The 12,307-nt window shown below is 63.0% G+C and carries 5 protein-coding genes and 1 pseudogene; 5 read left to right on the top strand and 1 reads right to left on the bottom strand.

The window, feature by feature from the left end; genetic code table 11:
* Positions 1-35 precede the first annotated feature (35 nt).
* Positions 36-719 (bottom strand): hypothetical protein, encoded by a 684-nt coding sequence (locus H3Z74_RS06115; protein WP_187763053.1) that lies wholly within the window; start codon positions 717-719, stop codon positions 36-38.
* Between H3Z74_RS06115 and H3Z74_RS06120 the strand changes: the two are divergent.
* The 5 genes and pseudogenes from H3Z74_RS06120 (at position 694) to H3Z74_RS06140 (ending at position 12,261) form a co-directional block, all read left to right on the top strand.
* Positions 694-2,840 (top strand): annotated as a pseudogene (locus tag H3Z74_RS06120) (autotransporter assembly complex protein TamA). The gene H3Z74_RS06115 and the pseudogene H3Z74_RS06120 sit on opposite strands and share 26 nt — an antisense overlap.
* Positions 2,840-7,108 (top strand): translocation/assembly module TamB domain-containing protein, encoded by a 4,269-nt coding sequence (locus H3Z74_RS06125; protein ID WP_187763054.1) that lies wholly within the window; start codon positions 2,840-2,842, stop codon positions 7,106-7,108. Before H3Z74_RS06120 ends, H3Z74_RS06125 begins: the two are co-directional and overlap by 1 nt.
* Before the next feature lie 110 nt (positions 7,109-7,218).
* Positions 7,219-8,715, top strand: coding sequence for a flavin-containing monooxygenase (locus tag H3Z74_RS06130; protein ID WP_187763055.1), 1,497 nt, complete (start codon positions 7,219-7,221; stop codon positions 8,713-8,715).
* Between the two features lie 545 nt (positions 8,716-9,260).
* Positions 9,261-10,379, top strand: a complete 1,119-nt coding sequence (gene argE, locus H3Z74_RS06135) for an acetylornithine deacetylase (protein ID WP_326838804.1) — start codon at positions 9,261-9,263, stop codon at positions 10,377-10,379.
* A 514-nt stretch (positions 10,380-10,893) separates the two neighbouring features.
* Positions 10,894-12,261 carry an EAL domain-containing protein gene (locus H3Z74_RS06140; RefSeq protein ID WP_229726923.1) on the top strand — a complete coding sequence of 456 codons (1,368 nt, stop codon included), beginning with the start codon at positions 10,894-10,896 and terminating at the stop codon, positions 12,259-12,261.
* Positions 12,262-12,307 lie beyond the last annotated feature (46 nt).

The raw sequence follows: 12,307 nt of genomic DNA on the forward strand, positions 1-12,307 counted from the left end.
ATGCGCTTGCTCGGCGGTGGGCGACCTTTGCTGGACTAGCGGGGTTGATCGGTCACAGGCTGCCATGGTTGCTGAAACAATGCCGGTTTGCAGACGGCGGTTGCATGGCGAACGAGCGTGGTGACCGGCTCCATTGCTATTCGTTGGTCGTCGATCAGCCGCATCGTCCCGCGGTCGAATGTCATTCGACGCATCTGGGATGATGTCTCGAGGTTTGCCAGCCTGATCGGCGATGAAGACGGATCGGCAATGGGATAGGTCTGCTCCTTGCCGCATGCGCCATAACAGTAGAGCTTGTCAGGCAAGTCGAAACTGAGTGTGATGCCATAGGCAAGCTGTTTCGGCATCTGGCGACCCGCCGTCACGGTTTCCGCTCCGGTACAGGCAATTGCGAAGCGAGCCGGTCTTTCGATCGGAGATGCCGTTGCGGCCGTCATCGACAACGACAGGAGCATGCCCGCGATCAATTTTCCGGGTATCCGTTGCTCTGCCATGGCTCGATCCGTTCGCGCGGTATAAGGGGCATGGCGATTGGATTCCTTGTCGGGCGGAAATTCAAATGACAAATTCGTCATGCGGGGGTTGAGCGGCCTGACGGTGTGATAAATTGATGCGAAACCAAAGCGCGTCTTGGGCGTTGGCGTAGGGGACGGGGGTTTGGCCGGAAAGGTTCCCCTAAGGGGAATAATCGGTTTGAACTTTCTGGCATTTTCCAGCACTTGGCTCGTTCTACCGGTTGCGTTTGCGGCGCAGCAGCAGACACCGTCGGCCGCGTCCGCCAGCCAATCCAGGACGCCGCCGGTCGTTGTCGAGCCGGCAGAACCCCAGGCGGACGCTCCGATCGTCAGCGATCCCGATTTCGACAAGGCGCTGCCGCAACTCAGCGACGATATCAATGCGCCGCTTGAGGCGATGCCAGCCGCGCCGGCCGTTCAGCCGACGCCAGTTCAGACGCCATCGACCCAGACGTCATCGACAATGCCGCTGGCCGATGCGGATACGCTCGCGCCGCCCCCGGTCGAGGAGACCGAACTGGCGCAGCCGCTACCGGCGCTCGGAACGTTCGATTCGAACCCCCGGTCGATGTCGCCGATACCAGCGACGACAAGACGGTGGTCATCCGGTACGACACTCAGGTCAATGGCCTCGACGATCTCGACCTGACCGGTCAGTTCAATGCGTTGTCCGCGCTGAAGGAAGGTGGCGGCAAGGCGGCCAATGCGACGATGGTTTCCGCGCGGGCGAGGGAGGATGAGGCGCTTGCCGTTCGGCTGATGAAGTCGCGCGGCTATTATGACGGTACGGCGATCTCGACGATCGAGAGCGTGCCGAACAGCGGCAACGTCAAGGCGATCATCGGCGCGACGCCGGGCAAGCTCTACAAGCTTGGATCGATCGCGATCGAGGCCGGGCCGGTTACGCCGCCCGACCTGCTGGCGCGCGAGCTGCCGCTGCGCGTCGGTGATCCGATCGAGGCCGATCGGGTGCAGGGCGCGGAGGCAAATCTGAGCCTCAAGCTGCCGCAGCAAGGCTATCCTTTCGTGACGCTGGGACAGCGTGACATCTTGCTCGACGATGCGAACTGGACCGGTGCCTATACGCTGCCGGTCGACACCGGGCCGCGATCCTCGTTCGGCAGCTATTCGACCGAGGGCAAGATGGCGTTCGATGCCGCGCATGTCGGCGTGCTGGCGCGTTTCAAGCCCGGCGAGCTGTACGATAATCGCAAGGTAGACGATCTGCGCGACGCGCTGGTGGCGACCGGCCTGTTCTCGACCGTGTCGGTGGAGCCGGTACGCACGGGCAAGCCCGGGCCCGACGGTACCGAAGCGGTCGATCTGCTCGTCCGGCAGCAAGCGGGACCGCCGCGCTCGATCGGCGCGACCGCGGGCTATTCGACTGGACAGGGCTTCCGCCTCGAAGGATCCTTCACGCACAGGAACATGTGGAAACCCGAAGGCGCACTGATCCTGTCGGCGGTCGCCGGCACGCAGGAGCAGGGGCTGGGCGCGACCTTCCGTCGTTCGAATGCCGGAAAACGCGACCGCACGGTGTCGCTGACCGCGTCGGCCAATCACAGCAATTATGACGCGTTCAACGCTTTCACCGGCACATTGGCCGGTCGGATCAGTTACGATTCGACACCGATCTGGCAGAAGAAATTCACCTATGCCTATGGGTTCGAACTGATCGGCACCAATGAGAGCGTCTATGATTTTTCACGCCTCGAAAAGCGCCGCGCGACCTATGGTATTCTCGCGCTCCCGGCACAGGCGCAATTCGATACGTCGGACGATCTGCTCAACCCCACCAAGGGCTATCGCCTGAAGCTGAGCCTCAGCCCCGAAACATCGGTGCGTGGCGGCGTGCGGCCCTATGCCCGGGTGCTGATCGAGGGCAGCATCTATCAGCATGTCAGCGACAGCATCGTGCTGGCCGGGCGGTTGCGCGCGGGATCGATCCCCGGCGTCGACCGCGACGATCTCGCACCGTCGCGGCGTTATTATGGCGGCGGTGGCGGGTCGGTGCGCGGTTATGGCTATCAGCGGCTCGGGCCGTTCGATCCCAATGGTGACCCGGTCGGCGGGCGCAGTCTCAACGAATTCTCGCTCGAGGCGCGCTATCGCTTCGGCAATTTCGGCATCGTGCCATTCATCGATGGCGGCAACGCCTATGAAAGCGTGCTGCCCAAGGGGTCGGACCTGCGCTATGGTGCCGGCATCGGCGGGCGGTTCTACACCAATTTCGGGCCGCTCCGTGTCGATGTCGCGACGCCGCTCAACCCGCGGCCGGGTGACGGCAAGGTGGCGCTGTACATCTCGATCGGCCAGGCATTCTGATGGCCGACGATACCGCTCCCGCTGAAACCGCTGCCGTGACGCGCCGCGCTTTATGGCTGTCGATCGTCAAATGGGTGGTGATCGGCCTGCTCGGGCTGATCGCGTTGCTGGCGCTGCTGGTGTTCGGGCTCAACACCAGCCCGGGCCGGCGGCTCGTCACCAATTTCCTCGGCGGTTATACGACGGCTTCGGGTCTCAATATCAAGGTCGGGCGGATCGACGGATCGATCTATGGCGCGATGATCCTGACCGATGTGCGGGTCAGCGATCCCAAGGGCGTGTTCCTGACCAGCCCGCGCATCGATGTCGACTGGCGACCCTTCGCCTTTGTCAGCAATCATGTCGATGTGCGATCGGCGACGACCAGGCTCGTCACGGTGCAGCGTAGCCCCGAACTCAAGCCCGGCGATCCCAATGCGCCGCTGTTGCCGGATCTCGATATCGATATCGGTCGGCTGAAGATCGACCGGCTGGTGCTGGCCAAGGCAGTGAGCGGTGCGGCGCATATCGTCAGCATCGATGGTGTGGCGCACATCGCCGACGCGCGGGCGCAGGTGACGGCCAGTGCGACGGCGTTGACCGGGCAGGGGATTGCCGGTGGCGACCGGCTTGCGTTGAAGCTCGATGCGGTGCCGGCGCAGAACAAGCTCGATCTCGATGCGAAGGTCCAGGCGCCGGCCGGCGGCCTTATTGCCAGCATGGCGGGCCTGACCGCGCCACTCGACTTCACGCTCAGCGGTGCTGGCAGCTGGAAGGCATGGACGGGCAAGGCGATCGGGACTTTGGGTGGGCAGCCGCTCGCCAATCTCACGCTCGCGGGAAATGACGGGACCTTCAAGATTCGCGGCACGGCGCAGCCCGCGCTCTATGTCGCTGGCTCTCCGGCGCAAGCCGCGGCGCAGCCGGGCACCAAGGCGAAACCGGTGCCGACGCCCGACAACCCAATTGCGCGCCTGACCGCGCCATTGGTCACGGTCGCGATCGATGCCGCGCTGAACCAGCGGCGCGTCGATACCAAGCTGGCGCTGTCTTCGAATGCGATCGCAGTACACGGTGGCGGACTGATCGACCTGGCGCAGAGCCGGTTCGGCCAGTTCAGGCTCGATGCGCGGCTGCTGACGCCGGGCGCGATCCTGCCCAATCTCAACGGGCGCGATGTCGCGGCGGACGTGACGCTCGACGGCGCCTTCGCTACGCCGACGGTCGCCTATGCGATCCGCGCCGCCTCGATCGGTTTTGGCGACATGCGGGTGGAGGATCTCACCGCCAATGGTCTCGCCAAGGTCGATGCCGAGCATATTCTCGTGCCGGTCAATGCGCGGGCGCGGCGTATTACCGGGCTCAATGCCGCTGCGGGCGGCCTGCTCGACAATGTTGCGATCAACGGTGACCTGGCGATTTCGGGCGCGAGCATCCTGTCGGACAATCTGCGCATCCGGTCGCGCAAGATCGACGCCACAGCGATCATCGCCGCGAACCTGTCGACCGGGCGTTATACCGGGGCGATCAACGGGCGGGTGAACGATTATCGCCTCGAGAGCATCGGCATCATCAACCTGACCACCAATGCGAAGCTGGTCGCGGCGCCAGGCGGCGGGTTCGGCATCACCGGGCGGATCGTCGCGCGGACGTCGCAGATCTTCAACGAGGGCGCGCGCAGCTTCCTTGGCGGCAATGCGGTGGTGCGGACCGATATCGGCTATGATCCGAACGGCATCATCACCTTCCGCAATTTGCGGCTCAACGCGCCGCAATTCCGCATCACCGGCGGATCTGGCCGATATGATCCGGCGGGCGGCATCCTGGTCAATGCCGATGGCTATTCGACCCAATATGGCCCGCTGTTCGCGCGCGTGTCCGGCACGACCACCAAGCCAATCGTGCTGTTGCGTGCGCCACGCCCGGGTGTCGGCATCGGCCTCGCCAATCTCGAAGCGCGAATCCGCGGCGACGGGACGAACTATGCCGTCATCGCCACCGGCGGCACGGACTATGGGCCATTCTCCGCCGATGTGGTCGTGCGCCCGGGTACGGTACTTGCGATCGATATCCGCACCGCGCGCTTTGCCGGCATGGATATCACGGGCAAGCTGCAGCAGACGGCGGCCGGGCCGTTCGCCGGGCGCGTGCAGTTCGCCGGTTCCGGCATCACCGGCGCGGCGAACCTCGGCGCGACGGGCAAATATCAGCGCGCCGACATTGCGGCGCGCGCTTATGCCGCGACGATTCCGGGTACCACCGACTTCACCATCGGCCGCGCGATCGTTGCCGCCAACGTCGTGTTGTACGACCAGCCGCAAGTGGTGGCCGATGTACAGCTCGCCGACCTGCGCTACGGCCCGACCGTCCTGTCCTCGGCGCGCGCGAAGATCGATTATCGGGGTGGCAGTGGCACGGCGCGAGCGGTCGCGACCGGATCGAACGGTGTGCCCTTCACCATTGCGGTCAATTCGCGGCTCAGCCCCACGCTATGGCTGGTCGCGGCACAGGGGCGGGCCAACGGTATCGGCTTCAAGACCGGCACGCCGGCGCGGATCCAGATCGACAAGGGCGCCTACCGCCTGCTGCCGACGCGGCTCGATTTCGACAAAGGCTCGGCGCGGATCGCCGGAACCTATGGCAAGGGGCTGGCAATCCAGTCACGGCTCGACGCGCTCGACCTGTCGGTGATCAACGCGCTGATCCCCAATCTCGGCATTGGCGGGTCAGCGACCGGCAGCCTCGACTTCACTCAGCCGACTCCTTCATCCTTCCCGCAAGCCGATCTCCGCGCGACGATCAAGGGCTTTACCCGCTCCAGCCTCGCGGCAGTATCGGAGCCGGTCGATATCGTCCTTGCGGGCAAGCTGGTGCCCGAAGGCGGCGATTTCCGTGCGCTGATCAAACGCGGCCCGTCGACCGTCGGCCGCATGGTGGCGACACTCAACCCGTTGCCCCCGGGGAGCGGCAGCTGGACCACCCGGCTGCTCGACGCGCCGCTTGGTGGGGGCATCCGCTATAACGGGCCGGCCGGCGTGCTCTTTTCGCTTGCTGCGCAACCCGAGCAGCAATTGTCCGGCCCGATCGCGGTCGCGGCCGATTTTTCCGGCCGCGCACAGTCGCCGAACCTGACCGGCGTGATCCGCGCCGACAAGCTGACCTATGAGAACGAGACTTACGGCACGCGCCTGTCGAACATGAAGCTTGCTGGCCGCTTCACCAACACGCGGCTCGACATCACCCAACTCCAGGCAACTGCCGGCGACGGTACCGTCTCGGCGCAAGGGTCGATCGGCTTCGCTGCCGATGAAGGCTTCCCGGTCGATATCCGCGCGAAGCTCAACAATGCGCGGCTCGCGCGCAGCGATGCGCTTGGTGCCACCGCTACCGGCGACATCAGGCTGACCAACAGCAAGGCGAATGGCGGCCTGATCAGCGGTACCCTGATCATCCCCGAGGCGCGCTACCAAGTCATCGTCCAGGGCCAGGCCGAGGTGCCGGAACTGACCGGCGTGCGGCGCAAGAGCGATCTGGTACGCCGACCCACCGATCGCCCGGCGGTAGCATCGGCCGGGCTGTTCAAGCTCGACCTGCGCGTGCGCGGCGACAATCGGCTGTTCGTCTCCGGCATGGGGCTGGAATCGGAATGGCGCATGGACCTGCGCATCGGCGGCACCTCGGCAGCGCCCACCGTCAGCGGGCAGGCCAAGGTCGTGCGCGGTACCTATTCTTTCGCGGGCAAGCGATTCGAGCTCGACAGCGGCACCATCACTTTTGCCGGCGGTCCCCTCGCGGACCCGCAGATCGCGATCACCGCGAGCACCACGACGAACGGCATTACCGTCGCGATCAACATTTCGGGCAGCGGTCAGGCACCGCGTATCGCCTTCACCTCGACTCCGTCATTGCCGCAGGACGAGGTGCTCAGCCGGTTGCTGTTCGGCAGTTCGGTCACCAACCTGTCCGCGACCGAGGCGATCCAGCTCGCCGCAGCGCTCAATTCGCTGCGGGGATCGGGCGGGGGACTCAACCCGCTCGGCAAGCTGCGCTCGGCGACCGGGATCGACCGGCTGCGCATCCTAGGCGCAGACGAAGCGACCGGGCGGGGTACTGCGCTCGCGGCCGGGCAATATATCTCGGACGATATCTATATCGAGATCATCACCGATGCGCGGGGCTTCACCGCGACCCAGTTGCAGGTCGCGCTGACCAAGAGTCTCAGTGTCCTGTCGCAGGCCGGGTCATTCGGCGGGTCGAATGTCAGCATCAAATATTCGAAGGATTTTTGAGCGCCGTAGGAGAGGCCTTTCCCTTCGACGCAATGATTTGACCCCGTCCGGCAAACTCAGTCCTTTTCTGCAACCGAAAAATCGAATATCGGGTATTGCGGAGAGACGATATGACGACTGAACATTTCGACGTGATTGTGGTCGGTGCCGGAATTTCGGGTATTGGCGCCGGCTATCATCTGCAGACGCTGAGCCCGGATCGCAGCTATGTGATTCTCGAGGGGCGCCCGCAGCTTGGCGGCACCTGGGACCTATTCCGTTATCCCGGCATCCGCTCCGATTCCGACATGTATACGCTCGGTTATTCCTTCCGCCCCTGGACCGAGGCGAAGGCGATCGCGGACGGACCGTCGATCCTGAAATATGTCAGCGACACCGCGCACGAGAACGGCATCGACCGCCACATCCGATACAATCATCAGGTCAAGACCGCCTCCTGGTCGACCGAAGATGCGCGCTGGACGGTCGTCTCCGACGGGCCGGACGGGCCAGTCCGGATTACCTGCAATTTCCTCTTCATGTGCAGCGGATATTACAATTACGCCAAGGGCCACACACCCGATTTCCCCGGTGCAGAGAGCTTCGCCGGCGACATCGTCCATCCGCAGCACTGGCCGCAGGATCTGGATTATTCGGGCAAGAACGTCGTGGTGATCGGGAGCGGCGCGACCGCCGTGACGCTGGTGCCGGAAATGGCCAAGCGTGCCGCGCACGTGACCATGCTGCAGCGCTCGCCGACCTATGTGGTGTCGCGCCCGTCGGAGGACAGCATCGCCAACTGGCTGCGTTCCAAGCTGCCGTCGAAAGTCGCGTATGGTATTACGCGCTGGAAGAATGTGCTGTTCGGCATGTTCTTCTTCCGCCTTGCACGGCGGAAGCCGGAACGGGTCAAGGAGCGGATCATCGGCATGGTGCGCGACCATCTCGGTCCCGACTATGACGTCGGAAAGCATTTCACGCCGCGCTACAATCCTTGGGACCAGCGGCTCTGCCTCGTACCCGACGCTGACTTGTTCGATTCGCTGAAGGCCGGGACATCCTCGGTCGTCACCGATCGGATCGAAGCCTTCACACCGTCGGGGATCAAGCTGGAGTCCGGCGGCGAGCTTGCCGCCGATGTCATCGTCACCGCCACCGGACTCGAGCTGCAGCTGCTCAGCGATGTCGCGTTCAGTGTCGACGGCGCCGCGGTCGATCTGTCGAAGACCTATAATTACAAGGGTATGATGTATAGCGACCTGCCCAATCTGGCATCGTCGTTCGGCTATACCAATGCCTCCTGGACGCTGAAGGCCGACCTGACCTGCGGCTATGTCTGTCGCCTGCTCAACACGATGACCAAACGCGGCCTGCGCCAGGCGACGCCGCGGATCTCGACCGAAGCAATGCAGCCCGAGCCATTTCTCGATTTCAGCTCCGGCTATGTCACCCGCGCGATGGAGAAATTCCCCAAGCAAGGGGATCGCAAGCCTTGGAAGCTCTACCAGAATTATGCGCTCGACATTCTGACGCTGAAATATGGCTCGGTCGACGCGGAGATGGAGTTTTCCAACCCCGTACCGGATCGGAAAACCGTTGCAGACAAGCGCGAGGCCGTGCCGGCCTGACCCATCTACTGCCCGGGAGGGCTATCGGACGGGAGGGTGGCGGCTCTGGGTTGCACCACTGCGCGGGCGGCGCTGTGGCAATCCTGGTTCGACATTGGGAAAGAGCGTGCCGGCATCAGTCCGGCAAGAGATGGTTTGCCCGATCTCGTGCCATGGTTGAATCGTGCCATCGGCGGAATGACGGGGAGATATGTTACACCGGTCGTGTAACATATCTCCTTGCGCAGCCGTGCCGTCGAAGCGCTATATAATTGATTTATATGAGATATTTAGGATTCGCCGGACCGGGTCGTGTGTTGGATGCTCGAAGCGTTTTTGAGGTGATCCATCTTATCCCCGCACTTTAACAAGCCAGGAAACATTGCCTGGATTCTGGGCCTGGTTCTCGACGTCGCTCGAAAACGAACGGAGTGGGAGTGTGAAGAGGGCAAACCGGGGATGCCCATGGGTTTGGCCCTAGGCGGCTGGCAGGAGTGCCGCTAAGGCTGGCGCGATGACGCCAGCCGAGATCAATATCGCTGCCACCGAGCATCTCGCCCGGCTGGTTGCGTTCGATACGACATCGCGCGATCTCGAACCTGGCACTGATCGAATATGTCGAAGCGCTGCTGGGAGGGCTGGGCGTTGTTTCGCGCCGCGTCGCCAATGCCGAGGGTACCAAGGCCAATCTCTATGCCACGCTTGGCCCATCCGCTCCGGGCGGAATCGTCTTGTCAGGACATACCGATGTCGTGCCGGTCGATGGCCAGCCCTGGAGCAGCGATCCTTTCACGCTGACCCGGCGCGGCGACCGGCTGCACGGGCGCGGTACCTGCGACATGAAGGGTTTTCTGGCGCTCGCACTGGCGACTGCGCCGGATTTCGCGCGTGGAAGCAATGCGCGACCCGTGCATTTCGCCTTTTCCTATGACGAGGAGGTCGGGTGCCTCGGTGCGCCATCAATGATCCGCGAGTTGGTGACCGAATTGCCACCGCCGGCTGCGGTGGTGGTCGGTGAGCCGACGAATATGGAAGTGGTGAGTGGCCATAAGGGAATTGCGACATGGCGCGTTACCGTGACGGGACATGAGGCGCATTCCAGCCTAACGCATCTCGGTGTCTCGGCGAACATGGTTGCGGTGGGCCTGATGAATCAACTCGCCGCAATTGCCGAGACACTGGAGCATGATGCCGATCCAGCGTCACTCTATTGCCCCGGCCATGCGACACTGACGATCGGCCAGATCCATGGCGGCACAGCAGTCAATATCCTGGCGCGGGAGTGTAGTTTTGTCTTTGATCTGCGCGCACCGCCCGGTCAGGAGCCGGACGCGATCATCGCGCCCTTCATTACCGAATGCGCTCGACAGGATGCGATCCTGCGGGCCCGCTTCGAAGGGGCGGGGGTGGAGGTCGTGCGGCGATCGGCCACGCCCTCTTTTGCGCCGGAACCAGGCGGTGCCGCGGAGTTGCTGACTCGCCGCCTCGCGGGCGATAATGGACCGGCGCGCGTGGTTTCCTACGCGGCCGAGGCAGGGCAGTTTCAGCAGGCGGGATTCTCGGTCGTGATCTGCGGGCCCGGCTCGATCGAACAGGCACATCAGCCTGACGAATATCTCGAAATCGCTCAACTGGAGCGCGGCGCGGCGTTCATGGCGCGGCTGTACGAGGCGGTTCGACGCTAAAAACAGCGCCTGCCAAATAATACGCTCAACTAAATTTGTGCCGGAATGGCGCTCGATATGCGCAAAATACGCAAATCCCGAATCAGAGCTCAATCGGGGGCGCCGACTTTTCGGACAAGTCGTGGCGGCGCGGAAATTCGACGCGCCTGAAGCAAGAAATATCGATCCGACCCTTGGCTAACCCGCTCTGAAGCGGCCAATTTTACCAGGTATCGGACCGACCGACTGGCTTACCAGGGGCGAATCAGCTCGCCATACACCAGCGCAAGAATGAACTTGAGCATACGCTTTCTCCCTTGTTGCACTCAGGTGAGTGCTTGTGATTATTAATGGTTTTTTAAGGATAAAGCAATCGGATTTCCGGGCTTTGCGGGGAGTCTGCGCGGCGGTTTAAGAGTTCCTTTAGCGTCTGATGATAGCTCCCGAGATGATGGCGCGCGCTTCCAGAGATTCGGGACCCGGTCCCCATGCCGTGCGATGCGGGTCGCAACTGCGTATTTCGGCGCCGTCGGTCGTGGCGCAAAGCGCCCGGATCGAGCCGAGCGCCGACATTCAGGGAAGCATGGATGCGTTCCGCGCCGGACGACGCATGTCGATCATCGGCAACCTCGAATTGTCCGACGGTCCTGGCCCAAGGCCGGTCAAGGCGTGGCAATTTCTGTGCTTGAGCGAAATTGCCAATTTCGCTGCGCTGCGTCGCCATCTCGGCCGCGGACGCGCCGATCGGCTCGCTTTCGACATCTCCAGTCAGGTCGCGTCGATCCTGGGTGGCGTGCGCGTTTCGGTTGTCGGACGCTCGATCGTTGAATTCGGTTTCGAAGGCGATGTAATCGCCGATCTGGAACGGGCACTTGCCAGCCTGTCCGAGATATTTGCCACGCCGGTCAACATCGACGGTGAGCCGCATGAGATCCGCATGCTGTTCGGCGCCGCCGCCGCACCAGTCGGTGCGACCGAGGATGTCCGCCTGGCCGAAGAAACCGAAAGTGCACTCGACCAGGCGCGCGTTGAGCAGGCAATCGTGATCCGCGACCTGTCGATGGGGACGCCGGCGTTCGACCGGCTCACTTTGACACGCGAACTCGGCGCCGCGATCGCCAATGGCGAGATGTTTCTGCAATATCAGCCCAAGGTTCATGTCCGGCGGCAGGAGATATCCAGCGCCGAGGCGCTGGTGCGCTGGCAGCACCCGACGCGGGGGCTCGTGCTGCCCGGTGATTTCATCCCGCTCGCAGAAGAGATCGGCGAGATCGGGCCGCTGACGTTGTGGACGCTCGACAAGGTGATCGAGGATCAGCGGACGCTGGCCGCGGATGGTCATGACTTGACCATCTTCATCAATATCTCCGGCCAATTGCTCGCCGATACGAGCTTCGTGGCCGAGGCTTGCGCGAAGGTTTGCGACAACGCCGCCAGGATCGGGTTCGAGATCACCGAGACATCGGTGATTCGCGATCCGCAAAGTGCGATCGCCAACCTCCAGACATTCGCCGATGTCGGTATCACCATTGCGATTGACGATTATGGCGCGGGCCTGTCCTCGCTCGCCTATCTCAAGCAGTTGCCGGCGCGCGAATTGAAGATCGACAAGATGTTCGTGTTGCAGCTGACCAGCAGCAACCGCGACCCGCTGATCGTGCGCTCCACCATCGATCTGGCTCATGCGCTCGAGATGGAAGTCACCGCCGAGGGGGTCGAGACTCAGGCAGCAATGGCGCTGCTCACCGTTATGGGCTGCGATATGGTACAGGGCTATCTGATCAGCCGCCCGATCTCGATCGATGCGTTCCGCCAGTTCCTGCGCGACGACAAGCTTCGCCCGGAGGAATATAGTGCGCCGTCGATGTTCAAGCGGCCGGCAAGCTTCTGGAAGAGCGGATAACACCGAATCGGTGCTTCTTTAGTCTGACCTTAAGCTATCTGGACCA

Origin of the sequence: Sphingomonas alpina, from assembly GCF_014490665.1 — a bacterium.
GTDB classification, from domain to species: domain Bacteria; phylum Pseudomonadota; class Alphaproteobacteria; order Sphingomonadales; family Sphingomonadaceae; genus Sphingomonas; species Sphingomonas alpina.

What these genes read in the sequence shown, in the direction of transcription:
- H3Z74_RS06130 (WP_187763055.1), top strand. Translation starts at nt 7,219, where the DNA reads ATGACGACTGAACATTTCGACGTGATTGTGGTCGGTGCCGGAATTTCG.
- H3Z74_RS06125 (WP_187763054.1), top strand. Translation starts at nt 2,840, where the DNA reads ATGGCCGACGATACCGCTCCCGCTGAAACCGCTGCCGTGACGCGCCGC.